A 25,462-nucleotide genomic window follows, 5' to 3' on the forward strand; every position below is an offset into this window, starting at 1 on the left:
GCTGGAGCGCGGCTGGAGCGCGGCTTGAACGCGGCTCGAGGTCGGCATGCACTCGAGTGGACGGGCGCCGCATGCCGCGCGACCGCCGCTGGTTGCGCGCCGTGCGGACGACAGGCACCGTTACGGCCCGCATCGCCATGAAGCGCGCTGCCGACCGCGAACGTCCCGAGCCCCCGCGCCGGAGCGCCGGAGCGCCGCTGTATCGTATGCGCCTGACCCGGCCGGACGCTTGACCTCAGCTGAAGCGGCGCAGCGAATCGTCCTCGGTACGCAGGTCGCCGAGATGCGCCACATCGGCCCAGGCCACCACGCGCGGTTGCCGCACGTCCCAGTCGAGTACGTTCACACTGGTATTGAGCAACAGATGGGTGCGTTCCGCGTCCAGCGGCATGCCGCTCGCATGCCGGTACGCGCAGTCAAGCACGCCGCCGTGCGCGACGCAGACGATGGCGTGCCCGGCATGCAGTCCAGCCAGGCGGTCGAGCGCCGCGACGATGCGCTGCGAGAACGCATGCTGCGATTCGCCGTCGATCGGCGCGAACGCCGGATCGCGAGCGCGCCAGCGCGCGAAGTCCTCCGGGTACTGCGCGGCGATGCTGTCCGCATCGCCCCCCTGGAACGCACCGTAATTGCGTTCGCGCAACTCGGGCGTCGTATGGACCGGCAGGCCCAGTGCCGCGGCGAGCGGCGCGGCCGTCGCACTGGCGCGACTCAGATCGCTCGAGTAGACGGCCACGATCGGACCACTGACGCCTGGCAGCGGCGCGGCGTCGGCGCCGAAGCGGCGCGCCAGTTCCTCGGCCTGTTGACGGCCCAGCGCCGACAGCGGGATGTCGAGCTGCCCCTGGATCCGCTTGATGCGGTTCCAGTCGGTCTCGCCGTGGCGGACCAGCACGATGGTCGCGCGGTCGGACGCGGACGGCTTGCTGTTCATTTGGTCTCCAACCAGAAAGTGACGGGTCCGTCGTTGACGAGGGCAACCTGCATGTCCGCGCCGAAGCGGCCGGTCGCCACCTCGGGGTGCGCGGCGCGAGCCTGGGCGACCAGCGTGTCGAACAGTTGCCGGCCACGCTCGGGCGGTGCCGCGCCGCTGAAGCTCGGGCGCGTGCCGGAGCGCGTGTCGGCGGCCAGCGTGAACTGCGGCACCAGCAGCAGACCGCCGGGTGTGCCGGCGCCGTCGATGTCGCGCAGCGGCCGGTTCATCTTGCCCTGCGCGTCGGAGAAAACCCGCAGCGCCAGCAGTTTGTCGAGCAGCCGGGCCGGTGAGGCGTCGGCGTCGTCGCGCTGCGCGCAGACCAGCACCAGCAGGCCCTGGCCAATCTGGCCGACGGTCTCGCCGCCGACGCGGACCTGCGCGTGACCGACCCGCTGCAAAAGGCCGATCATGCGCTCAGCGTGACGCGCGCGAAGCGGCGCTTGCCGACCTGAACGACGTACTCGCCGGCCTCGATCTTCAGTGCCTTGTCGCTGATCACGGTGCCGTCGATCTTCACGCCGCCCTGCTCGATGTTGCGGTTCGCCTCCGACGTCGACGGCACGAGTTGCGCGCCCTTGAGCAACTGGGCGATGCCGAGCGGCGCACCGTTGAGCGTGACGCTCGGGATGTCGTCGGGCACGCCGCCCCGCGCGCGCAGGTTGAATTCCTCCAGCGCATGTTCGGCTGCCGCGCGCGAATGGAAGCGCGTGACCAGTTCCTGCGCCAGCCGCACCTTGTAGTCACGCGGATTGGCGCCGCTCCCGGTGGCCTGTCGGTAGCCCGCGATGGCGGCTTCCGACTCGAAGGACAGCAGTTCGTAGTAGCGCCACATCAGCGTGTCCGAGATGCTCATCACCTTGCCGAACATGTCGGCCGGCCGGTCCGCGATGCCAATGTAGTTGGCCTTCGACTTGGACATCTTCTCGACGCCGTCCAGGCCCTCCAGCAGCGGCATGGTCAGCACGCACTGCTGCGGCTGGCCGTATTGCTTCTGCAGTTCCCGGCCCATCAGCAGGTTGAACTTCTGATCGGTGCCGCCCAGCTCCAGGTCCGCGTGCAGCGCGACCGAGTCGTAGCCCTGCATCAGCGGATAGAGAAACTCGTGGATCGAGATCGGCACGCCGTTGGAGAACCGCTTCGTGAAATCGTCGCGCTCGAGCATGCGGGCGACCGTCGCGTGCGAAGCGAGGCGGATCAGGCCGTCCGCGCCCAGCTTCATCGACCACTCGCTGTTGTAGCGAATCTCCGTTTTCTCGCGGTCCAGCACCAGCGCCGCCTGTTCGAAATAGGTCTTCGCGTTGTGCTCGATCTGCTCGCGCGTGAGCGGCGGGCGCGTCGCGTTGCGTCCGGACGGGTCGCCGATCAGCGAGGTGAAGTCGCCGATCAGGAAGATCACCGTATGCCCGAGGTCCTGCAACTGGCGCATCTTGTTGAGCACCACCGTGTGCCCGACGTGAATGTCCGGCGCGGTCGGATCGAGGCCCAGCTTGATGCGCAGCGGCACGCCGGTGGCCGCGCTCTTGGCTAGCTTCTGCGCGAACTCCGCCTCGACCAGCAATTCGTCGCAACCGCGCTTGGTCACGGCCAGCGCATGCCGAACCTCGTCCGTGATCGGATAGCTCGTGCCGGTCGAGGTCGGTTGCGGGACTTGCGGCGTGACTTCGCTATTCATGGACGTTTTCGGAATCGGCTGATGGAAGGAAAGATGGCATCGCGGCTAGTCTGCACCATGCCGCACGCGAGCAGCGGCGCGGTGTGACCAGCGAGAAAGCGGATTTTACGTGATGTGCCGGTGGCAAGAGCGTTTTTCAGGCCGGATCGACGCAGCGGTGCGGCGGCTGCGTCGACGGATCGGAGTGGCGATGCGACGCCACGCAACGGTGGCAAGCGCGGCGCAGCGGGCCGGCGCGCGGCCGCGCGAGGGGCCACGCGCTCGCCGCATGTGGCAACGGCCGGCCATGGTCGCGACCGGGCTGACGCTCGCGACGGCGGCGGTCGCCGCTGCTTACGCGCCACTACCGCCGCTACCGCCACTACCGCCGCTATCGCCGCCACCGCAGACACTGCCACTGTCGCCACCGCCGCCCGCCCTGCTGCCCGCGCCGCGCGGCCACGCGGTCGGCCATGCGGTCGGCCATGCGGTCGGCCATGCGGTCGGCCATGCGGTCGGCCATGCGGTCGGCCATGCCGTCGCGGCCGAGGCGCCGCTCCGGCAGCGCGCGGCACGCGCGCGGGGACGCGGCCGCACCGCGCCGGCAGCGCCGGCGGATAGCTTCGCGGTCGTCGGCACGGCCCGCTCCGGCGAGCGCCTTGGCCATCTGCTCAAGCGGATGGACGTCACGGCGCCGGGCCTGAAGCTCGCGCTGGCGCGCGCGCGGCACGCCGAGGTCTGGCGCGCGCTTCGAGCCGGCGACGAGGTGCATGCTCAAGTAGACCACGGCGGGCGCCTGTTGCGCCTGTCTCTGGACCGCCAGGAAGCCGGCGCGCACGCAGGCGTGTCGTGGCGAATCCTGCGCACGGGCAGCGCGCGCTATCGTTTCGAGCGCGTGCCGTCCAAGAGCCACGTCGACATCGAAGCGCGCGCCGGCCGCCTGCGGCGCGGCAGCGTCTTCACGGCGCTCGAAGCGGCGGGCGTGCCGCCGACCGTGGCCGCGCAACTGCCGCGTGCGTTCGGCGACACCTTCGACCTGCGCCGCCTGCCCGCCGCCGATGCCCGGTTCCATGTGGTGTTCGAGACGACAGCGCATCGCGGACGTCGTACCGGCGCCGGCAGACTGCTCGTTGCCGCCGTGGAGACCCACGGCCGGCGACGCATCGCGATCCGCTGTGACGCGCCTGCGGCGGCTGCCGCCGTCGCGACAGGTCGCGACACCGCGCGCTACTGCGACGCCAATGGTCGGCTGCTGGGCCGCCGCTTCCTTGCCGCGCCGGTCAAGGTCGGCCGCGTCAGTTCGCGCTTTGGTTGGCGGCTCGATCCCCGGCGCGGTACCCGGCGACATCATGACGGGACCGACTTCGCCGCGCCCGCCGGGTCGCCGATCCATGCCACGGCCACCGGCCGCGTGACGTTCGTCGGCACGCAGAACGGCTATGGCCGAACGGTCATCGTCGACCATGGCGGCGGCATCCAGACCGTGTACGCCCACCTGCGCGACACGGTCAGCGGTCTGCGCGCCGGCGCGCGGCTCGACCAGGGCACGGTGCTTGGCTACGTCGGCCGCAGCGGCGTTGCGACCGGCAACCATGTGCATTACGAAGTCCGCGAGCATGGCCGCGCGGTGCCGCCAAGCCGCGTTGCCGCGCGTGGCGCCGATGTGCTCGACGCGCGGCGCATGGCGGCTTTCCGTCGTAGCAGCCGACCCTGGCTCGCGAGGGCAGGCCTGCTCGCGGTGGCGGACACACCCCGCAAGGCCCGGAGTTGATTTTCGGTGGCGCGTGGACGGTGACGCGGTCGCGCCAGAGGACTTGGCGCGGGTCGCGGCGTCTTCGCCGCGGTCGCAAGGTGGCGGCCTCTTGCCGTGCCATCGCCGTGCCATCGCCGTGCCATCGCTGGACCGTCGCTGGACCATCGCTGGACCGTCGCCGGGCCTTCGCCAGGCCATCGCCGCCGCCGGCGCGAACGCACGCTTGGCGGGCGCCGCTTCCGGTCGGCTGGATTTCTCGCGCCACCCCGCCATGGCGAGCCAGCGCCTGCCCGGCTGGCGTTAGAATGACCGGCCTCCTCCACGCCGCCAGGAAAGCCAATCGCATGTCAGACCGTTCGTCCACCCTCTATATCGGCCTGATGTCCGGCACCAGCATGGACGGTGTCGACGGCGTGCTGGTCGACCTGTCGGCCAGTGGCATGCGCCTGCTCGCCACCGCGAGCCTGCCGATGCCCGCGCCGCTGCGCGATGCGTTGTTCGCGCTGCAGCAGCCAGGCGACGACGAGATCGATCGCGAGGCGCGCGCCGGCATCGCGCTCGCTGACCTGTATGGTGACTGCGTCGCGGCACTGTTGGCCAGCGCCGCGGTGGATGCGCGGCAAGTGCGTGCGATCGGGGCGCACGGGCAGACCGTGCGGCATCGACCCGAGCGCGGCTACACGCGCCAACTCGGCGCGCCCGCCGCCCTGGCGGAGCGCTGCGGCATCGATGTGGTTGCGGATTTCCGCAGCCGCGACATTGCCGCCGGCGGCCAGGGCGCACCGTTGGTGCCGGCCTTTCATCGCGCGCTTTTTGGTGCCGAGGGCGCGACGCGGGCACTGTGCAATATCGGCGGCATCGCGAACCTGACAGTGCTGGACGCGACGGCGACCACCGGCTTCGACACCGGCCCGGGCAATGTCTTCCTCGACAGTTGGACGCAACGCCACCGTGGCCAGCCGTTCGACGTCGACGGACAATTCGCGGCCGAGGGTCAAGTGGTTGCGGCGCTGCTGGAAGCCTGCCTGGACGAGCCGTACTTCCGCCTGCCGCCGCCGAAGAGCACCGGCCGCGACCTGTTCAACGACGCCTGGCTGGCGAGCCGCCTGGCACGTTGTCCGGGCCTGGCGCCCGCCGATGTGCAGGCAACGCTGACCGCCCTGACCGCGCAGACCATTGCCGAAGCGGTGGCCCAGCACGCACCGTCGTGCGACACGCTTTATCTGTGCGGCGGCGGCGCGCTGAATGGCGTCCTCAGCTGCGCCATCGAGGCCGCGTTGCAGCAACGCCAGGGACGCAATATCGCGGTCTGGTCGACCGCCGCGCTTGGTCTGGACCCGCTCTGGGTCGAGGCCTTCGCATTCGCATGGCTGGCGGAACGTTTCACGTCGCGGCAGCCGGCGAACCTGCCGTCGGTCACCGGCGCGGCCGGCCCGCGCATCCTCGGCGCGCTCTACCCGGCCTGAGCCTGGCTACTCCGATCGCCAAGGCGACGGCACGGCGCGCGGTGAACCTTGTGCGGACGGCGTGGCAGTGACGCACAGCAGCGAGGCATAGCAGCCGGGACTACGGCGGAGCGACGCCCGGTGCCAGGCGTGGCCGGTTCGAGAAGCAGCGGCGGAAAAGAAAAAGCGGCCCAGCGGGCCGCTTCGATCGATCGCGTGTCCGATGTGGCCGGACGGATCAGACGGAGAAGGACGAGCCGCACCCGCAGGTGGTCGTCGCATTCGGATTCTTGATGACGAACTGCGCGCCGTTCAGATCATCCTTGTAGTCGATCTCGGCGCCGACCAGGTATTGGTAGCTCATCGAGTCGATCAGCAGGCTGACGCCGTTCTTGTCCATCACGGTATCGTCCTCGTTGACCTCTTCGTCGAACGTGAAACCGTATTGGAAGCCCGAGCAGCCGCCGCCCTGCACAAAAACGCGCAGCTTGAGCTCAGGATTGCCCTCTTCGTCGATCAACTGCTTGACCTTGTCGGCCGCGCTGTCCGTGAAGACGAGCGGCAACGGCATCTCGGTAGCAACGGATTCGCTGACAGCATTCATGAAATTGGACCCCTTCTAGACACACCTGACATTGTAGGCTTCCCGCCGAGGGGCTGGAGGAAGTCACGTTGCCGATAGGGCTTTAAGCGAACGCCCAAAAGAAAACGCCACCGCGCCGAACGCGGTGGCGTTTGCACTGCCCGCCAGGACGGTGACCGTCCTGGCGAACGAAGCGATTAACGCTTCGAGAACTGCTTCCGGCGACGGGCCTTGTGAAAGCCGACCTTCTTACGCTCGACTTCACGCGCGTCACGGGTCACGAAGCCGGCTTGCGACAGACCGGCCTTCAGCGTGTTGTCGTACTCGATCAGTGCCCGGGTGATGCCGTGGCGCACTGCGCCGGCCTGCCCGGTTTCACCGCCGCCCGACACGTTGACCTTGATGTCGAACGTCGACGCGTGGTTGGTCAGTTCCAGCGGCTGACGCACCATCATCAGCGACGTCTCACGCGAGAAGTAGTCGCTGATGGGCTTGCCGTTGACAACGATGTTGCCGCTGCCAGCCTTCACGAAGACACGTGCGACCGCGCTCTTGCGACGGCCGGTGCCATAGTTCCAATTTCCGATCATGATGGGTTCCCTCAGATCTCGAGCGCTTTCGGCTGTTGTGCCGTATGCGGATGCGTCTCTTCAGCGTAGACCTTGAGCTTCTTGATCATCGCGTAGCCGAGCGGACCCTTCGGGAGCATGCCCTTGACCGCCTTCTCGAGTGCACGGCCCGGAAAGCGTTCCTGCATCTTGCCGAACGTCGTTTCGTAGATGCCGCCCGGGTAGCCCGAATGGCGGAAGTACTTCTTGTCGTTCGCCTTGTTGCCCGTGACGCGGAGCTTGCCCGCATTGACGATGATGATGTAATCGCCCGTGTCGACGTGCGGGGTGAACTCAGGCTTGTGTTTGCCGCGAAGGCGCCGTGCCACTTCGCTGGCGACACGGCCGAGAACCTTGTCCGTCGCGTCAATCACGTACCATTCGCGCTCGACCGTCTCGGCCTTGGCGGAAAAAGTCTTCATGATCGAATCCAAAGTATTAGCCCGATTTTGATCCGGCAGGCAGATGTCGGCCGGTTGAGTCCGCAGGTGCAACTGCTGTCGGAATAGAGCCGTGGCCTGCTCGAAGAGCGTGCCGTCCGGCTCGTCCGATGCCATTGTCGTGGCGCGAACGTAATGCCTCTCCCGTCGGGCTGGTAGCGGAAGAACACGCGAGCATAGCAGGCCTGGCGCCTGCTGTCAAAATTCGCGTTGGAAGGGGCACGTTCGAAGGGGCACGTTCCTAGTGCCGCGGGCGGACGCGGTGCGGGTTGCGCGCGCTCCCGGGGCCTCGGCATGCAAGGCAGCGCGTCGTGTGCGAGATCGCACCCGCTCACCCGGCGCTTGCGCCGATGAACCGCTGGCGCGACGGGCGCATCCGATACGGCAAGCCGGGACGAATGCCTGTCGAAATCGGCCGGCGCTGGCGGGCGGGCAAAAAAAAACCCGATCCAATAGACCGGGTTGAATCCACCAAGGAGAGGTGGAGGAGACAGCGGAGACGAGGCACTGCATGCAATGCGTCGTCGATGGCTCGATTATAGGGTATGCCCGCATGCACCGCAAGAGAGTTCGTATCGTAAAAAACGTGCTCACAATATGAAAAATTCAGCTAAAGCTGATCAGGCGTGGCGTGTCATCCGAAAGGCGGCGCCGCTCGTTGTCGAACAGCACCCGGAAGGGCTGGCACTGGCTGCCACTGGCGCTCACCGGTCAGCGCAGCGGCGGGAACTGGCAGCGGCCGGCGCCTATCGGCGAGTCGATCTAGAATGCGAGTCCGCGCGGGCACGGGGTTTTTACGGCCGGGGCACGCCGCGCCGTGCCTCGGGGCTGAGCACGGCGCTCACAGCAAGGCCGGCGCGGGCATCACAGCGTTGTCGGCTGTGGCGGTTCGTCGCAGCGCCGGTCTGCGAGCGGTGAAAATCAATGGAGCGAAGCGATGGAATGCACGGTGAAATGGGGTGGCGTCGACGGCATGAGCTTCATTGCCGAGACTGGCAGCGGCCATCTCGTCGCAATGGATGGCGCACCGGACGGCGGCGGCCGCAATCTCGCGCCGCGGCCGATGGAAATGGTGCTGCTCGGCACCGGCGGTTGCACCGCCTATGACGTGGTGCTGATCCTGAAACGGGGCCGGCAGGACGTGCGTGGCTGCGAAGTGCAGTTGCGCGCCGAACGGGCGGACAGCGATCCGAAGGTCTTCACGAAGGTGCACTTCCACTTCGTCGTGAGCGGCCGCGGCCTGAAACCCGAGCAGGTCGAGCGCGCGATCAAGCTGTCCCACGAAAAGTATTGTTCGGCGTCGATCATGGTTGCGAAGACCGCCGAACTGACGCACGACTTTGAAATCGTCGAAGCCTGAGCGCGGCGCGTTTGGGCAAGCGCGCGAACGGCAGATACAAATCGCGTGTATGAATGGAGTGCGTGGAGCCGGTCGATAAGCCGGATTCTGTGCATGCGTTGCCGCACGTGACAGTCATTCGTCTAGGCGTACCATTGCTGGCATGCTCGAGCTTCCTACCCGCAGACGCGACGGGGGCCCCGCCCTGCCATCGCGAGGATGGCGTGTCTGCCTATTTGGAATTGCTCCGGGTGGAGGTTACCGTGCCAGGCGCGTCGCCGCGACCCGCGGTGCGCTCTTACCGCACCGTTTCACCCTTACCTGATCCCGCCGGCTTGCGCCAGCGGGCCATCGGCGGTCTGTTCTCTGTTGCCCTGTTCCTCGTGTTGCCACGGATGGCCGTTAGCCATCACCCTGCCCTGTGGAGTCCGGACTTTCCTCCCCCGCGAAACGCGGCGGCGACTGTCTGACCAACTCTACGCGGACGCAAGTGTAGCACCCCGGTGCAGCGCGCACCGTCGTACCAGACTGAACGACCACATACCAATAAACCGACGACGTTCTCCGCGATGACTCACACCATCCCAAGACAATTGCTGTCCGACCGGGCCGCCCGCGCGCTGCGTGAACACATCACCGGCGGACGCTGGCGCATCGGGCAGCGCCTGCCGGTCGAGGCCGAACTGGCCACGGAGCTGCAGGTGAGCCGCGGCACGGTGCGCGAGGCGGTACGCGCGCTGGTCACCAACGGCATGCTGGAGGTGCGGCAGGGCTCTGGCACCTATGTGCGCGCCCGCTTCGACGTGGCGCCCAGCCTCGACGCGATACGTCGCGCGAGCCTGCGCGACCAGTACGAAGTCCGTTGCGCGCTGGATGTCGAAGCGGCCCGGCTGGCGGCGGTGCGCCATGCACCCGCGCATCTCGAAACCATCCGCAAGCGGTTGCTTGCGTTGGACTGTGGCGCGCCGACGAGCGAAGCCGACGTGCGCTTGCTGGTCGAACGCGACTACGCGTTCCACGCCGCGATCGTGGACGCTTCGCAGAACCGCGTGCTGATCGAGACGTATCGCATTCTTTCCGCACACATCGAGCAGTCGATTGCCGAGACCCTGTCAGTCGGCCTGCGTGAACCGGATTACGCGTCGCACGCCGCCGTCGTGCAGGCGATCGCCGCACGTGACCCGGAATGGGCCGAGCGCGCCGTCCGCGCGATGTTCGCGCCGACGCTTGCGGAACTCGATGCGCGCACCGACCTGCGTGCCGACGCCGCACCGGCGCCGCGCGGCGTTCCGGCGGTGCCGCAGTCGGACCCGTCGCGCGCCGATCAATCGGCGCGGCGCAGTGGCCGAAACACCGTCACATCGTCGTAAAAACCGGCCTCATCGTTGTCCGGCCACCAGCCGGGCATGCCGCTGACCGGCAACGGCAACAGGTCGCGCGGCCTGGCGATGCGCGTGCCACCGGTCATGCCACCGGTCGCGCCGCCGGGCGTGCCACCAATCGCGTCGGCCAACGCGCAGTCCACCACACGCTGCTGCCGTTCGAGCGGTAACGCGAAGAAGGCTGACGGCATGGCAAGCGCCGCCGCGTGCGCGGTCAGCGCTTTGTACGGCGCGACGCGCTTTTCCATCAGCGCATGTCCGACCACGAAGACCGCGATGCGCGTCTGCCACCACTCGCTGCCCGCGGCGAACAGACGGGACCAGTCATGCCCGGCCAGTGCCGCGCGCGCGTCATCGTCCGCATGCGCGAATACCAAGCCGTTCTCGTCGAGCAGGGTCAAGGCGTCGCGCAGGCTGCCACGCGACGCGCTCGCAGCGGTCGCAGCGGCTGCATTCGCGATCGCGCTGGCCTGCGCGGCATTCATCGCTGCCTTGCTGCGCGGCCAGAGGAACCAGGCCAGCGCGCCGAAGGTGTCGTGCAGATTGAGCCGGGTCGGCACCTCGCCGGTCGCCGCGATATGGGCTTCGTAGGCGCGCCCGGGCGGCAACGCGGCTTGCGGAACGAAGCGCAATGGGCAGGACGTCGCGGTGCGGAGGCCGGCTTGCACGGCCGCGGCATTGAGGCAGGCGAACCAGCCCGCCGCGCCGTCACGCAAGCTGTCACGCCAGACGCTGGCACGCGCCTGATGAACGCGCAAGGCGGGATCGTGCCAGTCGATCGCGTCGAGCGCCGCCGCCAGGGCGGCGGCCTGCCGTTGCTCGGCACCCGCCGCGCCGCGCACAATCAGCCCAGCCGCCAGGCCAGCGCCTCGCCACCGCCCAGCGGCACGATCGGCGTGCCCGCCGCGTCGAACTCGGCCGGCACGGTCCACGCTTCACGTTTCAACGTGATGGTTTCCGCGCTGCGCGGCAAGCCGTAGAAATCGGCGCCGTGAAAGCTGGCGAAGCCTTCCAGGCGGTCGAGTGCGCCGGCCTCGTCGAAAGCCTGCGCGTACAGTTCGACCGCGTGCAGCGCGGTATAGCAGCCGGCGCAACCGCACGCGTGCTCCTTCAGACCCTTCGCGTGCGGCGCGCTGTCCGTGCCGAGGAAGAAACGGGGGTTGCCCGAGGTCGCCGCGGCCACCAGCGCCTGCCGATGCACCTCGCGCTTCAAGACCGGCAGGCAGTAATAGTGCGGCCGCAGGCCACCGGTGAAGATGGCGTTGCGGTTATACAGCAGGTGGTGCGCGGTGATCGTCGCACCGATCGGCGCACCGCCCGCCTCGCTGACGTACTGCGCCGCCTGACGCGTGGTGATGTGCTCGAACACCACCTTGAGGCCGGGCCGGCGCGCGCGCAGCGGGATCAGCACGCGCTCGATGAAGGCTTCCTCGCGATCGAACACGTCGACCGCGGCATCGGTGACTTCGCCGTGCAGCAGCAGCGGCAGGCCACGCGCCTCCATCTCGGCGAGTGCCGCGTCGCACTTCGCGAGATCGGTCACGCCGGCGTCCGAGTTGGTCGTCGCGCCCGCCGGATACAGCTTCACGCCGTGCACGAAACCGGCATCGCAGGCCCGGCGGATCTCGTCGGCGCTGGTGTTGTCGGTCAGGTAGAGCGTCATCAACGGCTCGAAGCGGCTACCGGCCGGCAACGCGGCCAGGATGCGCTGCCGATAGGCGGCGGCCTGCTCGGTCGTCGTCACCGGCGGTTTCAGATTCGGCATCACGATGGCCCGGCCGAACTGGCGGGCCGAGTGCGGCAATACCGCCTGCAGCATCGCGCCGTCGCGCAGGTGGAGGTGCCAGTCGTCGGGACGGGCCAGCGTGAGTTCGCGCGTGGCGGCCTGATTCGAAGTCTGCTCGGTTGTAGCGTTCATGGGGAATGCGGTGTCATGTGGGGCCGCCGGACGCCCGCGCCACGGCGAGGTGGTGGGCAGGGGCGCCGAGATCGGCGTAAGTATCGCAAAATGCTATGCTTGGTGTCGGATCTTTCTCATGTGCGCCGTTGCGCGATGCGGCCGGGCCACGCCGCCGCTTCACGCTGGCCGGGCACCGGCACCGACCGGGTCTCGTCGACCGTCTCCACCATCATGTGTCAACTGCTCGGACTGAACTGCGCAGCACCGACCGACGTCAACTTCTCGTTCAGCGGCTTCGCGGAGCGCGGCGGCAACACGGACCATCACGCCGACGGCTGGGGTATCGCGTTCTTCGAGGACAAGGCGTGCCGCCTGTTCATCGATCATGAATCGTCGGCCACCTCGCCGGTCGCCGAAATGGTCAAGCGCTATCCGATCAAGTCGCGCAACACCATTGCGCACATCCGGCGCGCGACGCAGGGCGGTCCGCTGCTGGAGAACTGCCACCCGTTCATGCGCGAATGCTGGGGCCGTCACTGGATCTTCGCGCACAACGGCGATCTGCACGATTTCGCGCCAACACTCGGCGACCACTACCGCCCGGTCGGCACGACCGACAGCGAACGCGCGTTCTGCCTGCTGATGGAGAGCCTGCGGGCCCGCTTCGACGGCGCCGAACCGTCGCTCGACGCGATCTTCGACGCGCTGGCCGACGTGACGAATGAAATCGGCCGCCACGGCATTTTCAACTTCCTGCTGTCGAACGGCCAGGCGTTGTTCGCCTACTGCTCGACGCGCCTGCATTATCTGGTGCGCCGCTGGCCCTTCTCCACCGCGCACCTGATCGACGCGGACATGTCGATCGACTTTGCACGCTACACCACGCCCGAAGATCGGGTGGCCGTGATCGCAACCCAGCCGTTGACCGACGACGAGGTCTGGACGACCTGCGAACCCGGCGAACTGCTGATGTTCCGCGACGGCGAGGTGGCGCGGCAGACGATCGTGCCAGTGCCGGAAGCGGTGCTCGAACGCGCCCGCGCCGGCTGCCCGAGCGGCGACCGTCCGCGCACGGCGACCGTCTAGCCCGCCGCGCCCGCTCACCGCTGGCGGCGCGGGCCCCGCTGGGCACCGCGCCGGCGGTGTCGCCTCAGTGCAGGATTTTCGCGAGGAAGTCTTTCGCGCGGTCTGACTTCGGATTTTCGAAGAAGGCGTCCTTGCGGTCGTCCTCGACGATCAAGCCGCGGTCCATGAAAATCACCCGATGCGCGACCTTCTTCGCGAAGCCCATTTCGTGGGTCACGCACATCATCGTCATGCCTTCCTGCGCCAGCTCGACCATCACGTCGAGCACTTCGTTGATCATCTCCGGATCGAGCGCCGAGGTCGGTTCATCGAACAGCATGGCGATCGGGTCCATCGACAGCGCGCGGGCGATCGCGACGCGCTGCTGCTGGCCGCCGGAGAGCTGGCCCGGAAACTTGTCGGCATGCGCTCGCAGGCCGACGCGATCGAGCAGCTTCAGGCCCTTGGCCGTCGCCTCGTCACGGCCGCGGCCGAGCACCTTGATCTGGGCCAGCGTCAGGTTCTGCACGATCGACAGGTGCGGGAACAGCTCGAAATGCTGGAACACCATGCCGACACGCGAGCGCAGCTTCGACAGATTGGTCTTGCGGTCGGTTACCGACACGCCGTCGATCGTGATGCTGCCTTGCTGGATCGGCTCCAGACCGTTGACGGTCTTGATCAGCGTCGACTTGCCCGAACCCGACGGGCCGCATACGACGACCACCTCGCCCTTCTTGACCTCGGTCGTGCAGTCGGTCAGCACCTGGAAGCTGCCGTACCACTTCGAAACGTTGTTCAGTTGAATCATCTTGCCGTCCTCTTTTGCATCTTTTTGACGAGTGCCGACGCGAGCACGCAGATTACGAAATAGCAGGCGCCCGCGAACAGGATCATCTCGACGGTGGTGCCGTCACGATCGCCGACGTTGGTCGCGGTGCGGAAGAAATCGGCGAGGCCGATCACGTAGACCAGCGAGGTGTCCTGGAACAGCACCACGCCCTGCGTCAGCAGCAGCGGCACCATCGCGCGCAGCGCCTGCGGCAGGATCACCAGGCGCATCGCCTGCGCGTAGTTCATGCCCAGCGCGAACGCCGCGTTGACCTGTCCGCGCGACACGCTCTGCACGCCGGCGCGGATGATCTCCGAGTAGTACGCCGCCTCGAACAGCGCGAACGCCGTCATTGCCGACGCCAGCCGAATGTCGATCGTGGGCGACAGGCCCAGCACCGACTGCAGGAACTGCGGCACGATCAGGAAGAACCACAGCAGCACCATCACCAGCGGAATCGAGCGGAAGAAGGTGACGTACAGCGATGCGAACCAGACGAGGGGCTTGACCGGCGACAGCCGCATCAAGGCCAGCAGCGTCCCCCACACAATGCCGACGACGATCGCCAGCACCGTGATTTCCAGGGTGATCAGAAAGCCGCTCCAGAGCGCCGGCATCGCGCCCGGGATCGAGCTCCAGTCGAAATGATGCATCACTTGCCTCCGATATAGCCGGGCAGCCGGGTCTTGCGTTCGACCCAGCGCATGAAGAACATGACGACGGCGTTGATGATGAAATACGCGATGGTCACCGCGATGAACGACTCATAGGCCTGCGCGGTGTAGTCGACGAGCTGACGCGCCTGCGCCGACAGTTCCAGCAGACCGATGGTCGAGGCCACCGCCGAGTTCTTGAACACGTTCAGGAACTCCGAGGTCATCGGCGGCACGATCACCCGGTAGGCGTTCGGCATCAGGATGTAGCGGTATGTCTGCGGCAGCGTGAAGCCGAGCGCCAGACCCGCGGCACGCTGGCCGACCGGCAACGACATGATGCCCGAGCGCACTTGCTCGCAGACCCGCGCGCCGGTGAACAATCCCAGGCAGACGACGGCCGACGAGAAGAACTGAATGTTCGGCGGCAGTTGCTTGAAACCGTTGCCGAGCGCCGGCGGCAACATTTCGGGTATCACCAGATACCAGATGAAGAATTGCACGATCAACGGGATGTTCCGGAAGATCGCGACGTAGACGGTTCCTACCGCGCGCGCGAATGCGCCCGGCAGCGTTCTCAGTATCCCGAAGAAGGAGCCGACGACCAGCGCGATGATCCAGGCGGCCAGCGACAGTTCGATGGTGACGAGAAAGCCGGATGCGAGCCAGCCGAGATAGGTGGTCGGTTCACCGGTCGAAACGGGGCTGGTCAGGACACCCCAGTTCCATTGGTAAGCCATAGACGACTCCATATAGAAAACGGAAGGCGGGCCTTCCGTTTCGTCAAGCAATAATCGCGAACCGCCCGTGACCGGCACGGGGCCGGTACGGGCGGTTCAGACTGCGTGCGGCTGCAGCGAGGTTCAGTCAAGCGCCTTGTCGTTGGGCGACTTGAACAGCGCCTTCATGTCGTCGCTCATCGCGAAGTCGAGATTCAGCCCCTTCGGCGGAATCGGCGACTGGAACCACTTTGCGTACATCTTCGCGCCTTCGCCCGAGGTCTGGACCTTGGCGATCGCGTCGTCGACCACCGCCTTGAAGGCCGGATCGTTCTTGCGGATCATACAGCCATAGGCTTCACGCGACTGCGGCTTGCCGACGATGACGAAATCGCCCGGCTTCTTGGCCTTCGCGCGTTCGCCGGCGAGCAGCGCATCGTCCATCATGAACGCGGCGGCACGGCCCGTTTCGAGCGTCAGGAACGCATCGCCGTGGTCCTTCGCGCTGATGATGTTCATGCCCAGGTTCTGGTCCTGGTTCATCTTGCGCAGCAGACGCTCCGAGGTCGTGCCCGCGGTCGTCACGACCGTCTTGCCCTTCAGGTCCGGGAAGTCCTTGATGCCCGAATCCTTCTTGGTCATCAGGCGCGTGCCGATGATGAACAGCGTGTCGGAGAAGTCGACCTGCTTCTGACGTTCCAGATTGTTGGTCGTCGAACCGCACTCGATGTCCACCGTGCCGTTCAGCACGAGCGGAATACGGTTCTGCGACGTGACCGGCGTCAGCTTGACCTGCACGTTCTGGTTGCCGAGCTTCGCCTTGACGGCCTCGACGACCTTCAGCGCATATTCATGCGAGTAGCCGATCACGCGTTGCTGATCGTCGTAATACGAGAAAGGAATCGATGACTCGCGGTGTCCAACCGAGATGACACCCGAATCCTTGATCTTCTTGAGCGTGCCGCTGTCCTGCGCGTGCGCCGTCCCCGTAGCGATCGCGCCCAGCGCGATCAACGCCACCACCCCTTTCTTCAGCATCATGTGTAACGTGCTCCTTCTCGTTGGAAACGGCGCTAGTGTACCAAGACAAATCTGCAAAAACCGTTGTTTGTTGGCTTGTCGAAAACACCGATAGCCTGCGTCGGGATGCCGCATGGGAAAACGCCCCTCCCGCGCACTGCGCGGGAGGGGCGTCGCCCTTCGAGGAAGCCGGCTCGCTCGCTCAGGGGTACAGGCCGCGCAGCTCGCGCGCCTGCAGGATGCGGGTACAGGCGACGATGTAGGCGGCGGTCCGCATCGAGACCGATTTCTCCTGGGAAACCTGCCAGACGCTCGCGAACGCGTCGCGCATGATGCGCTCCAGGCGGGCATTGATCTCTTCCTCGGACCAGAAGAAGCTCGAGAAGTCCTGCACCCACTCGAAGTAGCTGACCGTCACGCCGCCGGCATTCGCGACGACGTCCGGCACGACCAGCGTGCCGCTTTCACGCAGGATGTCGTCGGCCTTCGGCGTGGTCGGGCCGTTCGCGCCCTCGACGACGATGCGCGTGCGGATGTCGCCCGCGTTGCGCTCGGTGATCTGGCCTTCGAGCGCCGCCGGGATCAGGATGTCGGATTCGATCTTCCAGAACTGGTCGTGGTCGTCCAACGCCTCGGCGCCCTCGAAGCTCTTCACGCCGCCAGTGCGTTGCACGTGTTCGAGCAAGGCGTGGGCATCGATGCCGCCCGGCTGGTACAGCGTGCCGGTATGGTCCTGCACCGCGATCACCTTTGCGCCCGCCTCCTGGAACAGACGCGCCGCGATGCCGCCGACGTTGCCGAAGCCCTGCACCGCGATGCGCGCGCCCTTCAGGTCGAGGCCGATCTTCTCAGCCGCTTGCGAACCGACCACGAAGACGCCACGCCCCGTCGCGTCGCGACGGCCTAGGCTGCCACCCAGCGTGATCGGCTTGCCGGTCACCACGCCGGTCGCGGTCTGCCCGGTGTTCATCGAATAGGTGTCCATCATCCACGCCATCACCTGCTCGTTGGTGTTGACGTCCGGCGCCGGAATATCCTTGTTCGGCCCGATGATGACGTTGATTTCGCTGGTGTAGCGGCGCGTCATGCGCTCCAGCTCGCCGCGCGACAGGGTGCGCGGGTCGACGCGGATGCCGCCCTTGGCACCGCCGTACGGCACGTTGACCGTGGCGTTCTTGATCGACATCCAGGCTGCCAGCGACATGACTTCCGACAGCGTCACGTCCTGGTGATACCGCACCCCGCCCTTGCCAGGACCGCGCGACACGTTGTGTTGCACGCGGTATCCCTCGAAGTGGGCGATCGCTCCGTTGTCGAGTTCGATCGGCACGTCCACCACGAGGATGCGCTTGGGCCGCTTCAACGTTTCAAGCCAGCGGCTCAACGAGCCGAGATGCGGTGCGACCCGGTCGATCTGCTCCAGATAGCTCGCCCAGGGGCCGAGGTCTTCGCTGTTCAGATAGGACGGGATCGCGTGGCCAGAAGCCATGAAAGTCTCCAGGAATTAGGGAAACCTCACTTTAGGCAAGCCATAAACAACCTGCAAATGCCGTGTTTTCATTCCGCCATGCTTTTTTTGCATAGCGTACCGAAGGGCTTAATCCGGCTGTCAGTAGTGGCGCGAGCGGGACGCCGTCGACTGGCCGCGGACGCACGATCGAGTGCTACCGCGACCGCCCGACACGCACCACGGCGTTCAGTCGGCCGGCTTTCGCGCCGCGTCCGCCACCTGCGCGCAGGCCGCCTGCCAGACGCGTTCGATGAGTGCGTCGCGGCGCTGTCCATCCGCGTGGGGACCGTCGCGTTCGGCGCCGAGTTTGTCGCGATAGAGACGAATGTCCATCGTCACGCTCAGCGCCGGCCTGCCGAGCGGCAGCAGACGGCCGCGATCCACCGCCTGTGCAGCGGCGCTGTCCGGCAGGAACGCAATGCCGTGCCCGGCCAGCGCCATCTCCTTGAGGCCCTCGGCCATGTCGGTCTCGTAGATCTTGTGCAGGGTCAGCGGCGGGACGGCGCGCGCGATCACATATTCAGTCATCCGCCCAAGATAGGCGTTCGCCGAATAGGCGAGATACGGTGTCGACGCGTCGCCGTCGAGCGCCAGCAGCGCGCTGCCGCTCGCATCGCTGGCCACGTAGGGCCGCAGCGCCTCGGTGCCCAGCACGATGCTTTCGTAGCGCGCCGGATCGAGCGCGATCGGTTGGCTCGGATGGTGATACGCCATCATCAGGTCGCAGCCCCCCTCGACCAGCGCGATGGCGGCATCGTGGACGTTGAGCGCGCGCAAGCGCGCATGCAGCGGCTGCTCGCCGATCGCCCGTTCGATCGCATGCAGCCAGTGCGGCATGAAAGTGAGTGACAGCGTGTGCGGCACCGCGAATTCGATCGTGCTCTCCGAGGCGCCAGCCTTGCTGCGCAACAACAGACGCGCCTCGCGCGCCTGGCTGAGGATGGTCAGCGCCTGGGCGTGGAAGATTTCACCCGCTTCGGTGAGCCGGGTGGGAAACACCGAGCGGTCGATCAGCTCGGCCCCGACCCACGATTCCAACGCCTGGATCCGGCGCGAGAAGGCCGGCTGGGTGATGTGCCGCAACGCCGCCGAACGGCTGAAGCTGTGCGTTTCCGCCAGCGAAACGAAGTCTTCGAGCCACTTGGTTTCCATCGTCTCATTCTCCCGCCGCGGCCCGCGACGCGGGTCGCCTGTCCAGGCTCGGCGCCAAGTCCGGATCGGCGTCCGGGTCCGGCGCTTCGTCATCCACGTCGTGATGCGATTGCTGCAGCCGCCACATCTGCGCATAGGCGCCGCCGGCGGCGAGCAGGTCGCGGTGCGTGCCCCGCTCGACGATCCGTCCCTGATCGAGCACGATGATCTGGTCGGCGCGCACCACCGTCGACAGGCGATGCGCGATGACCACCGTCGTCCGGTTGCGCGAAACGTCGTCGAGCGCGCCCTGGATCGCCCGCTCGGAGCGCGAATCGAGCGCCGAAGTGGCTTCGTCCAGCACCAGTATCGGCGGATCCTTCAGGATGGTGCGCGCAATCGCGACGCGCTGCTTCTCGCCGCCCGACAGTTTCAGCCCGCGCTCGCCGACCATCGTGCGATACCCGTCCGGCAACCGCGCGATGAAAGCGTCGAGGTGCGCGGCACGCGCCGCCGCCTCGACCGACGCGCGGCTTGCCCCCGGCCGCCCGTAGGCGATGTTGTATTCGAGCGTGTCGTTGAACAGCACGGTGTCCTGCGGCACGATGCCGATGGCCGCGCGCAGACTGGCCTGCCCGACCGCGCGGATGTCCTGGCCATCGATCGTGATGCGGCCGGCACCGGTTCGCGGCACGTCGTAGAAACGGAACAGCAGCCGGGCGATCGTCGACTTGCCCGAGCCGCTGTGGCCGACGATCGCCGTCGTGGTGCCCGCCTCGACCACGAAGTCGACGTCGCGCAGGATCGCGCGGTTGGCTTCGTACGAGAAATCCACGTGTTCGAACGCGATGCGCCCGCCCGCCACCGACAGCGCCGGCGCATCGGCAAGGTCGGCAACCTCGCGGTGCTGGCCGAGCAGCGCGAACATCTTTTCCATGTCCGCCAGACTCTGTTTCAGTTCGCGATAGATGACGCCCAGGAAGTTCAGCGGGATGTACAACTGCAACATGAACGTATTGATCAGCACGAGATCGCCGAGCGACAGCGTACCGGCCAGCACCCCTTGCGTCGCACGCCAGAGGATCACCGCCAGGCCCACGGCGATGATCGTCTGCTGGCCGAAGTTCAGGTAGGACAACGTCTGCTGCGAACGAATCGCGGCGGCGCGGTACGCCCGCAGGTTCTCGTCGTAGCGACGTGTCTCGAAGACTTCGTTGCCGAAGTACTTCACGGTCTCGTAATTGATCAGCGCATCGATCGCGTGCGAACTGGCACGCGATTCCAGTTCGTTCATCTCGCGCCGGAAACGCGTGCGCCAGGCGGTGAGCCGGACCGTGAACAGCACATAGATCACCAGCGCCGCGAAGGTGACCAGCGCGAACATCGGCTCGTAGCGCGTCACCAGGAACACCAGCACCAGCGTCACCTCGATCAGCGTCGGCAGGATGTTGTACACCGAGTACGTGATGACGGTCTGGATGCCGCGTGTGCCGCGATCGATGTCGCGCGTCACGCCGCCGGTCTGCCGTTCGAGGTGGAAACGCAACGACAGGCCGTGCAGGTGTTCGAACACCTGCAGCGCCATGCGCCGCACCACGCTCTCGGTCACTTTCGCGAACAGCCACTCGCGCAACTCGTTGAACAACGATGTCGAGAGCCGGACCACGGCGTAAGCGACGACCAGCAGGCCGACGCCGCCCGCCGCCAGCATCAGCGGCGAATCGGCCGCGCGCGCCGCCGCGGTGAGCTGCGCCGCGCCGCCCAGCCGATCGACGATCAGCTTCAGCAACATCGGCACGCCGAGATTGGCCAGCTTGGCGGCAAGCATGCAACCGAGCGCGGCCGCGATGCGGGCGCGATACGGCTTGAGATACGGCAACAGCGCAAGGACGGCGCGCCAGTCGCTGCGACCGGGCTTGCGGGTCGAGGCGCCGGCCGAGAAAGGCAAAGGCATCGTGCAGTGGCAGACAGAGCGGGACGCGCGAAGCGTCGGACGAATCGGAAGGTGGCCGGCGCCGGCCGCGGGCCACCACGGCTGGCGTGGCGGACCACCGCACCACGTCGGCGAGCGGGCCGGCAGGAACGCCGCGCTGGCGCTCGGCGCTCGGCCGCGTGCGCGGCTGCCACCGGACCGCGCCCGCCTTGTCCCGTAAAATGCCGGCATCGACACGGCGCCGTGGCGCCTGTGCCCGCCGCCTGTGCCCCTATTCTCGCAGAAAGCGCCCTTCCTACCGGGTTCCCGACATGACCGACCAACACTCCAACAACGACGCGCCCGCGATTCCCTCGCCGTTCGCCGCCTTGACGCCGCATCGCGGGCGCGACGCCCAGCCCGCGCTGCGCGTCGTCCCGCAGTCTTCGGACGCCAATGTGTACGGCGACGTCTTCGGCGGCTGGATCATGGCCCAGGTCGACATCGCCGGCTCGGTGCCGGCGATACGCCGGGCCAACGGCCGGGTGGCGACCGTGGCCGTCAACTCCTTCCTGTTCAAGGAACCGGTGTTCGTCGGCGACTTGCTGAGTTTCTATGCCGATATCGTCGCGACCGGCCGGACCTCGATCACGGTGCAGGTGGAGGTCTACGCGCAGCGCATGAAGCTCGACGAAGAAGTGGTCAAGGTGACCGAGGCGACGCTGGTGTACGTGGCGACCGGCGAGGACCGGCGCCCTCGCGAGTTGCCGCCGCTCACCGGCCGCGCCAAGGACTGAGTCCCGACACGACACGGCACGGCACGACGCGGCAGATCGGCCGCGCCTGCGGGGCGGGATGCCGGGGGGGGCGCCGCCTCAGCCCAGCCCGAATTCCTGCATCGCGGCGCGAAAATCGTGGTTCGGCTTGTCCTTGCGGGACAGCTTGAGCAACGCGTAGCGCTGGAAGCGCCCGAGCCGGCGCCAGGCCGCCTCGTCCGGCGGCGCCATGCCGTGCAATGCCGCCTGCCGGCACACGCTCTCGGGCGCCGCCGGCGCGTCCTCGCCGAGTCCCGGCACGCCCGTGCCGGAGGCGGTGCTCTGCTCGTCCAGCGCCGGCGCGCTGCCGGCCGCCGCCAAGGCCCTGTCAAGACACGCAACGCAGTCGGCGGTGGCGGCCGCGTCGTGGCCCGCCTCGGGAACCGGAAAGTCGCTCAGGCGCTCGCGGTCCGCCATTGGCAGCGCCTGCCACTGTGCGAGCGAAATGCGGCGATCGCCTGCATCCAGGTGATAGCGCACGGACAGCGGAATGAAGGCCAGGCCGTCGCAGGACGGGACTTCGAAATCGAACATCTGGGACATCGTTTCACTCCACGGGAAGGCGCCTCGCGCGCGGCGGCGGAGGCGATGCTAAATTGTAGGACTTGGCAACCGGCATGGGGCGGCAGACTGCCGCGGGCGAAATGAACGAAGCAGGCGACCGGAACGAACCGAGCGCCGCCAGCGCAGGCGGGTGGCAGCCGCGCGCCGCGATCCGCCATCGTCGTGGCGAGGTGGCGCAGGTCGAGGACCGGCTGGCCGAGGAAACGCCGGTCGCGCTGGTCTACAACGGCATCTCGCACGCGGTGATGATGGCCACGCCGCTTGACCTCGAACAACTGGCGGTCGGCTTCTCGCTCAGCGAAGGCATCATCGCGCGCGCCGGCGACATTCTCGATGTCGATGTCGTGCACGGCGAGGAAGCCGCCGAAGTGCACATCACGCTGCTGCAGGCGCCGTTCATGGCGCTGAAGGCGCATCGCCGCGCGCTGGCCGGCCGCACCGGCTGCGGCGTGTGCGGCATCGAAAGTATCCAGCTGCTCGACCTGCACGCGCCGCCGCTGGCCCGTGCCGGCGCGTGCGCGCAGGTCGATGCCGCCGCGATCGCGCGGGCCGCCGCCGGGCTGCCCGCGCACCAGCAGCTGATGCGCGCGACCGGCGGCGTGCATGCGGCGGCATGGTGCGAGCTCGATGGCACGATCCGCTTCGCCTATGAGGACGTCGGGCGTCACAATGCACTCGACAAGCTGATCGGGCGTCTGGTCGAGGATGAACAGGACACGGCGCTCGGCTTCGTGTTCATGTCGAGCCGCGCGAGCTACGAACTGGTCCGCAAGTCCGCGCGCGTCGGCGTGACGATGCTGGCGACGATCTCGGCCCCCAGTTCGCTGGCGGTGCGCATCGCCGGCGAGGCAGGCATGCGCCTGGTCAGCTTCTGTCGCAATGACGGCTTCGTCGAGTACGTCGCTGGCGGCGCGCCGGTGGTCGACGCGCAGCCGGCCGCCGTGCCGCGCTGACGCCAGCCAGACGCCCGCGAGATCCGCTGGCCTGCGAAGGCGGGCAGCCCGCGCCGCCGGGTCGCCGCCGCCGGGTCGCCGCTGTCATCTCCCGGCCATCCCCTCCCTGCCCCCTCCCTGCCCCCTCCCCGCCGCATTCCCGCCGCATTCCCGGCAAGGATGGCCTGCTGATCTTGCGCTGCAGCTACGTTACTGACTGCCCTCGCCGGCGCTGTTCTCGTGTCCGGCGCTCGCGCGCTCGCCGTCGTCGGCCGACGGCCGTCCGCTGAAGGCGGCGAGTGCCGCCCGCGCAGCCGGCGTGGCGAGCAGTCGTTCGAAACACTGTGCTTCGCGTGCAAGGCGTGCCCCGACCGACTCGGCGGGATCGGCGCGCAGCAGCGCCTTGGTCGCCCGCACTGCGTCGCCCGGCAGGCCGGCCAGACGCTCGGCGGCAGCGAGCGCCACCGTTTCGACGTCGGCGGGTGCCGCGATCCGGTTGACGAAGCCGAGCCGCCGCGCCTCCGCCGTGTCGAATGCATCGCCAAACAGCAGTTTTTCGGCAGCCTGCTGGGGTCCGGCCAGACGCGGCAACAACAGGGTCGACGCTGCCTCGGGACACAGGCCCAACGGCACGAACGGCATCGCGAAACGCGCGTCCTCCGCGGCATAGACCAGATCGCAGTGCAACAGCATCGTCGTGCCGACCCCCACTGCAACACCGTTCACCGCGGCAAGCACCGGCTTCGGCGCGGCGGCCAGGGCACGCAGGAAGCGCAGTACGGGGGCGTCGCCGGCCGGCGGTGCGCGCAGGAAGTCGCCGACATCGTTGCCAGCGGTGAAGTGTCCGCCGCGACCGGCCAACACCAGGACCTGGGCCGCCGCGTCGCGCTCGAACTCGGCGAGCACCTCGGCCATCCGCGCATACATGGCGGCAGTGATCGCATTGCGCTTGGCCGGCCGGTCCCAGCGCGCCAACCAAACCCGTTCGTGCCGAACGACGCTGACGCCCTCGCTCATCGCACGGCCTCAGACGCTTTCCAGCACCAGGGCGGCACCCATGCCGGTGCCGACGCACATCGTAACCATCGCGTGCCGCAGGCCGCGGCGGCGCAGCGCATGCACCGCCGTCGTCGCGCGGATGGCGCCGCTTGCGCCGAGCGGATGGCCAAGCGCAATGGCGCCACCCAGCGGATTGACCTTTGCCCGGTCAAGTCCCAACGCATCGATCACCGCCAACGATTGCGCGGCGAATGCCTCGTTCAGTTCGATCCAGTCGAGCTGGTCCTGGCTGATGCCGGCGCGCTGCAACGCCACCGGGATCGCCTCCTTCGGCCCGATGCCCATCACTTCCGGTGGCACGCCGCGCACCGCGAAGCTGCTCACGCGCGCCAGCGGCGTCAGGCCGAAGCGTTTCAGCGTCGCCTCGGAGACCAGCAGCAGGGCAGCCGCGCCGTCGGAGGTCTGCGAACTGTTGCCGGCCGTCACGCTGCCCTTCGCGGCGAACACCGGCTTGAGCCGCGCCAGTGCCTCGAGCGATGAATCGCGCCGGGGTCCTTCGTCGCGCGCGACGGTCCGGCGCTCGATGCGCACTTGCGCGCTGGCCCGGTCCGCGACGCGATGCTCGGTCGCCACCGGCACGATTTCGTCATCGAATTCGCCCGCGTCCTGCGCCGCGATCGCACGTCGGTGCGATTCGAGCGCGAAGGCGTCCTGCGCCTCGCGGCTGACGTGCCAGCGCTCCGCCACCTTTTCCGCCGTCATGCCCATGCCGAAGGCGATGCCGAGGTTTTCGTCCTGCTCGAAGATGCGCGGCGAGAACGACGGTGTGTTGCCGACGATCGGCACCATGCTCATCGATTCGCAGCCACCGGCCAGGATCGCATCGGCTTCGCCGACGCGGATGCGGTCCGCGGCCATCGCGATCGCGGTCGCCCCTGACGCGCAGAACCGGTTCACGGTGACGCCGCCGACGCTGGCCGGCAGGCCGGCCAGCAGCGCGCCCAAGCGCGCCACGTTCAGGCCCTGCTCGGCTTCCGGCATCGCACAGCCGGCGATCAGGTCCTCGACGGCGGCGGGATCGAAGTCGGGAACGCGCGCCAGCGTCGCGCGCACCGCGTGGATCAGCAGGTCGTCCGGACGGGTGTGGCGAAACACGCCGCGCGGCGCCTTGCCGACCGGGGTACGGCAGGCCGCGACGATGTAGGCATCCTGTACTTGTCTGTTCATTGCGCT

At 67.7% G+C, this 25,462-nt stretch carries 24 protein-coding genes, 1 other RNA gene and 1 pseudogene; 7 read left to right on the top strand and 19 right to left on the bottom strand.

Features of this window, described 5'->3' with window-relative positions:
- Window positions 1-235 precede the first annotated feature (235 nt).
- The 3 genes from BLU54_RS08555 to tyrS are packed head-to-tail and all read right to left on the bottom strand — an operon-like array spanning window position 236 to window position 2,648.
- On the bottom strand, window positions 236-934 hold the full coding sequence (locus BLU54_RS08555; protein ID WP_091907045.1) for a histidine phosphatase family protein: 699 nt from the start codon (window positions 932-934) through the stop codon (window positions 236-238).
- Complete coding sequence (gene dtd, locus BLU54_RS08560) at window positions 931-1,386, bottom strand: D-aminoacyl-tRNA deacylase (protein WP_091907047.1); 456 nt, start codon at window positions 1,384-1,386, stop codon at window positions 931-933. The genes BLU54_RS08555 and dtd overlap by 4 nt, the downstream gene beginning before the upstream one ends.
- Entirely contained in the window at window positions 1,383-2,648 is a 1,266-nt protein-coding gene (gene tyrS / locus BLU54_RS08565) for a tyrosine--tRNA ligase (RefSeq protein ID WP_091907049.1), read from the bottom strand. Before tyrS ends, dtd begins: the two co-directional genes overlap by 4 nt.
- A 190-nt stretch (window positions 2,649-2,838) precedes the next feature.
- Between tyrS and BLU54_RS08575 the strand changes: the two genes are divergently transcribed.
- A complete protein-coding gene (locus BLU54_RS08575) occupies window positions 2,839-4,398 on the top strand; it encodes a M23 family metallopeptidase (protein WP_170845081.1) in 1,560 nt (519 codons plus the stop codon).
- Between the two features lie 326 nt (window positions 4,399-4,724).
- Window positions 4,725-5,846 (top strand): anhydro-N-acetylmuramic acid kinase, encoded by a 1,122-nt coding sequence (locus BLU54_RS08585; RefSeq protein WP_235837861.1) that lies wholly within the window; start codon window positions 4,725-4,727, stop codon window positions 5,844-5,846.
- 217 nt (window positions 5,847-6,063) lie between these two features.
- Here the strand turns inward: BLU54_RS08585 and erpA are convergent, their stop codons facing one another.
- From erpA to rplM, 3 genes are all read right to left on the bottom strand, one after another.
- Complete coding sequence (gene erpA / locus BLU54_RS08590; protein WP_091907060.1) at window positions 6,064-6,429, bottom strand: iron-sulfur cluster insertion protein ErpA; 366 nt, start codon at window positions 6,427-6,429, stop codon at window positions 6,064-6,066.
- Window positions 6,430-6,605: 176 nt separating this feature from the next.
- Entirely contained in the window at window positions 6,606-6,998 is a 393-nt protein-coding gene (gene rpsI, locus BLU54_RS08595) for a 30S ribosomal protein S9 (RefSeq protein ID WP_091907063.1), read from the bottom strand.
- Window positions 6,999-7,009: 11 nt separating this feature from the next.
- Window positions 7,010-7,438, bottom strand: a complete 429-nt coding sequence (gene rplM / locus BLU54_RS08600) for a 50S ribosomal protein L13 (RefSeq protein WP_091907388.1) — start codon at window positions 7,436-7,438, stop codon at window positions 7,010-7,012.
- A 955-nt stretch (window positions 7,439-8,393) separates the two neighbouring features.
- On the opposite strand from rplM, the gene BLU54_RS08605 reads away from it, so the two are divergent.
- A complete protein-coding gene (locus BLU54_RS08605) occupies window positions 8,394-8,816 on the top strand; it encodes an OsmC family protein (protein WP_091907065.1) in 423 nt (140 codons plus the stop codon).
- 60 nt (window positions 8,817-8,876) lie between these two features.
- Here the strand turns inward: BLU54_RS08605 and rnpB are convergent.
- Window positions 8,877-9,273, bottom strand: an RNA gene (gene rnpB, locus BLU54_RS08610) — RNase P RNA component class A.
- Between the two features lie 91 nt (window positions 9,274-9,364).
- Here rnpB and BLU54_RS08615 point away from each other — a divergent pair.
- Window positions 9,365-10,165: a FadR/GntR family transcriptional regulator gene (locus BLU54_RS08615; RefSeq protein WP_091907067.1), complete on the top strand. Its 801-nt coding sequence runs from the start codon at window positions 9,365-9,367 to the stop codon at window positions 10,163-10,165.
- On the opposite strand, the gene BLU54_RS08620 is transcribed toward BLU54_RS08615, so the two are convergent.
- A complete protein-coding gene (locus tag BLU54_RS08620; protein ID WP_170845082.1) occupies window positions 10,120-11,019 on the bottom strand; it encodes a DUF3025 domain-containing protein in 900 nt (299 codons plus the stop codon). The two genes, BLU54_RS08615 and BLU54_RS08620, sit on opposite strands and share 46 nt — an antisense overlap.
- Before the next feature lie 2 nt (window positions 11,020-11,021).
- Window positions 11,022-12,095, bottom strand: coding sequence for a dihydroorotase (gene pyrC / locus BLU54_RS08625; RefSeq protein WP_091907071.1), 1,074 nt, complete (start codon window positions 12,093-12,095; stop codon window positions 11,022-11,024).
- Between the two features lie 213 nt (window positions 12,096-12,308).
- Between pyrC and BLU54_RS08630 the strand changes: the two genes are divergently transcribed.
- A complete protein-coding gene (locus BLU54_RS08630) occupies window positions 12,309-13,163 on the top strand; it encodes a class II glutamine amidotransferase (RefSeq protein WP_091907073.1) in 855 nt (284 codons plus the stop codon).
- A gap of 64 nt (window positions 13,164-13,227) precedes the next feature.
- Here the strand turns inward: BLU54_RS08630 and BLU54_RS08635 are convergent, their stop codons facing one another.
- The 7 genes and pseudogenes from BLU54_RS08635 to BLU54_RS08665 all read right to left on the bottom strand — a co-directional run bounded on the left by BLU54_RS08635 (window position 13,228) and on the right by BLU54_RS08665 (window position 20,978).
- Complete coding sequence (locus tag BLU54_RS08635; protein ID WP_091907075.1) at window positions 13,228-13,953, bottom strand: amino acid ABC transporter ATP-binding protein; 726 nt, start codon at window positions 13,951-13,953, stop codon at window positions 13,228-13,230.
- Window positions 13,950-14,627, bottom strand: a complete 678-nt coding sequence (gene gltK / locus BLU54_RS08640) for a glutamate/aspartate ABC transporter permease GltK (protein WP_091907077.1) — start codon at window positions 14,625-14,627, stop codon at window positions 13,950-13,952. The genes BLU54_RS08635 and gltK overlap by 4 nt, the downstream gene beginning before the upstream one ends.
- On the bottom strand, window positions 14,627-15,367 hold the full coding sequence (locus BLU54_RS08645; protein ID WP_091907079.1) for an amino acid ABC transporter permease: 741 nt from the start codon (window positions 15,365-15,367) through the stop codon (window positions 14,627-14,629). The genes gltK and BLU54_RS08645 overlap by 1 nt, the downstream gene beginning before the upstream one ends.
- A 123-nt stretch (window positions 15,368-15,490) precedes the next feature.
- On the bottom strand, window positions 15,491-16,384 hold the full coding sequence (locus BLU54_RS08650; RefSeq protein ID WP_407919407.1) for a glutamate/aspartate ABC transporter substrate-binding protein: 894 nt from the start codon (window positions 16,382-16,384) through the stop codon (window positions 15,491-15,493).
- Window positions 16,385-16,568: 184 nt separating this feature from the next.
- The gene (locus BLU54_RS08655) at window positions 16,569-17,855 is read right to left on the bottom strand and encodes a Glu/Leu/Phe/Val family dehydrogenase (protein ID WP_091907083.1); all 1,287 of its coding nucleotides are present in this window, start codon (window positions 17,853-17,855) and stop codon (window positions 16,569-16,571) included.
- A gap of 207 nt (window positions 17,856-18,062) precedes the next feature.
- Window positions 18,063-19,028 (bottom strand): LysR family transcriptional regulator, encoded by a 966-nt coding sequence (locus tag BLU54_RS08660; protein WP_091907085.1) that lies wholly within the window; start codon window positions 19,026-19,028, stop codon window positions 18,063-18,065.
- 4 nt (window positions 19,029-19,032) lie between these two features.
- Window positions 19,033-20,978 (bottom strand): annotated as a pseudogene (locus tag BLU54_RS08665) (ABCB family ABC transporter ATP-binding protein/permease).
- A gap of 273 nt (window positions 20,979-21,251) precedes the next feature.
- Here BLU54_RS08665 and BLU54_RS08670 point away from each other — a divergent pair.
- Window positions 21,252-21,716: an acyl-CoA thioesterase gene (locus tag BLU54_RS08670; RefSeq protein ID WP_091907086.1), complete on the top strand. Its 465-nt coding sequence runs from the start codon at window positions 21,252-21,254 to the stop codon at window positions 21,714-21,716.
- Window positions 21,717-21,794: 78 nt separating this feature from the next.
- On the opposite strand, the gene BLU54_RS08675 is transcribed toward BLU54_RS08670, so the two are convergent.
- Window positions 21,795-22,277, bottom strand: coding sequence for a nitrate reductase associated protein (locus BLU54_RS08675; protein ID WP_091907088.1), 483 nt, complete (start codon window positions 22,275-22,277; stop codon window positions 21,795-21,797).
- A gap of 101 nt (window positions 22,278-22,378) precedes the next feature.
- On the opposite strand from BLU54_RS08675, the gene fdhD reads away from it, so the two are divergent.
- Window positions 22,379-23,251 carry a formate dehydrogenase accessory sulfurtransferase FdhD gene (gene fdhD / locus BLU54_RS08680; protein ID WP_091907392.1) on the top strand — a complete coding sequence of 291 codons (873 nt, stop codon included), beginning with the start codon at window positions 22,379-22,381 and terminating at the stop codon, window positions 23,249-23,251.
- Window positions 23,252-23,440: 189 nt separating this feature from the next.
- On the opposite strand, the gene BLU54_RS08685 is transcribed toward fdhD, so the two are convergent.
- Together BLU54_RS08685 and BLU54_RS08690 are read right to left on the bottom strand one after the other, a co-directional pair.
- The gene (locus BLU54_RS08685) at window positions 23,441-24,247 is read right to left on the bottom strand and encodes an enoyl-CoA hydratase-related protein (RefSeq protein WP_091907091.1); all 807 of its coding nucleotides are present in this window, start codon (window positions 24,245-24,247) and stop codon (window positions 23,441-23,443) included.
- Between the two features lie 9 nt (window positions 24,248-24,256).
- Window positions 24,257-25,456, bottom strand: coding sequence for an acetyl-CoA C-acyltransferase (locus tag BLU54_RS08690; RefSeq protein WP_091907093.1), 1,200 nt, complete (start codon window positions 25,454-25,456; stop codon window positions 24,257-24,259).
- Between the last annotated feature and the right edge of the window lie 6 nt (window positions 25,457-25,462).

Source organism: Chitinasiproducens palmae (genome assembly GCF_900095735.1).
In the GTDB taxonomy this organism is placed as follows: Bacteria; Pseudomonadota; Gammaproteobacteria; order Burkholderiales; family Burkholderiaceae; genus Chitinasiproducens; species Chitinasiproducens palmae.

Excerpts from the sequence above, each read along its gene's own strand:
- BLU54_RS08555 (WP_091907045.1), bottom strand. The coding sequence starts at position 934 with ATGAACAGCAAGCCGTCCGCGTCCGACCGCGCGACCATCGTGCTGGTC.
- dtd (WP_091907047.1), bottom strand. The coding sequence starts at position 1,386 with ATGATCGGCCTTTTGCAGCGGGTCGGTCACGCGCAGGTCCGCGTCGGC.
- tyrS (WP_091907049.1), bottom strand. The coding sequence starts at position 2,648 with ATGAATAGCGAAGTCACGCCGCAAGTCCCGCAACCGACCTCGACCGGC.
- BLU54_RS08575 (WP_170845081.1), top strand. The coding sequence starts at position 2,839 with ATGCGACGCCACGCAACGGTGGCAAGCGCGGCGCAGCGGGCCGGCGCG.
- BLU54_RS08585 (WP_235837861.1), top strand. The coding sequence starts at position 4,725 with ATGTCAGACCGTTCGTCCACCCTCTATATCGGCCTGATGTCCGGCACC.
- erpA (WP_091907060.1), bottom strand. The coding sequence starts at position 6,429 with ATGAATGCTGTCAGCGAATCCGTTGCTACCGAGATGCCGTTGCCGCTC.
- rpsI (WP_091907063.1), bottom strand. The coding sequence starts at position 6,998 with ATGATCGGAAATTGGAACTATGGCACCGGCCGTCGCAAGAGCGCGGTC.
- rplM (WP_091907388.1), bottom strand. The coding sequence starts at position 7,438 with ATGAAGACTTTTTCCGCCAAGGCCGAGACGGTCGAGCGCGAATGGTAC.
- BLU54_RS08605 (WP_091907065.1), top strand. The coding sequence starts at position 8,394 with ATGGAATGCACGGTGAAATGGGGTGGCGTCGACGGCATGAGCTTCATT.
- BLU54_RS08615 (WP_091907067.1), top strand. The coding sequence starts at position 9,365 with ATGACTCACACCATCCCAAGACAATTGCTGTCCGACCGGGCCGCCCGC.
- pyrC (WP_091907071.1), bottom strand. The coding sequence starts at position 12,095 with ATGAACGCTACAACCGAGCAGACTTCGAATCAGGCCGCCACGCGCGAA.
- BLU54_RS08630 (WP_091907073.1), top strand. The coding sequence starts at position 12,309 with ATGTGTCAACTGCTCGGACTGAACTGCGCAGCACCGACCGACGTCAAC.
- BLU54_RS08635 (WP_091907075.1), bottom strand. The coding sequence starts at position 13,953 with ATGATTCAACTGAACAACGTTTCGAAGTGGTACGGCAGCTTCCAGGTG.
- gltK (WP_091907077.1), bottom strand. The coding sequence starts at position 14,627 with ATGCATCATTTCGACTGGAGCTCGATCCCGGGCGCGATGCCGGCGCTC.
- BLU54_RS08645 (WP_091907079.1), bottom strand. The coding sequence starts at position 15,367 with ATGGCTTACCAATGGAACTGGGGTGTCCTGACCAGCCCCGTTTCGACC.
- BLU54_RS08650 (WP_407919407.1), bottom strand. The coding sequence starts at position 16,384 with ATGCTGAAGAAAGGGGTGGTGGCGTTGATCGCGCTGGGCGCGATCGCT.
- BLU54_RS08655 (WP_091907083.1), bottom strand. The coding sequence starts at position 17,855 with ATGGCTTCTGGCCACGCGATCCCGTCCTATCTGAACAGCGAAGACCTC.
- BLU54_RS08660 (WP_091907085.1), bottom strand. The coding sequence starts at position 19,028 with ATGGAAACCAAGTGGCTCGAAGACTTCGTTTCGCTGGCGGAAACGCAC.
- BLU54_RS08670 (WP_091907086.1), top strand. The coding sequence starts at position 21,252 with ATGACCGACCAACACTCCAACAACGACGCGCCCGCGATTCCCTCGCCG.
- BLU54_RS08675 (WP_091907088.1), bottom strand. The coding sequence starts at position 22,277 with ATGTCCCAGATGTTCGATTTCGAAGTCCCGTCCTGCGACGGCCTGGCC.
- fdhD (WP_091907392.1), top strand. The coding sequence starts at position 22,379 with ATGAACGAAGCAGGCGACCGGAACGAACCGAGCGCCGCCAGCGCAGGC.
- BLU54_RS08685 (WP_091907091.1), bottom strand. The coding sequence starts at position 24,247 with ATGAGCGAGGGCGTCAGCGTCGTTCGGCACGAACGGGTTTGGTTGGCG.
- BLU54_RS08690 (WP_091907093.1), bottom strand. The coding sequence starts at position 25,456 with ATGAACAGACAAGTACAGGATGCCTACATCGTCGCGGCCTGCCGTACC.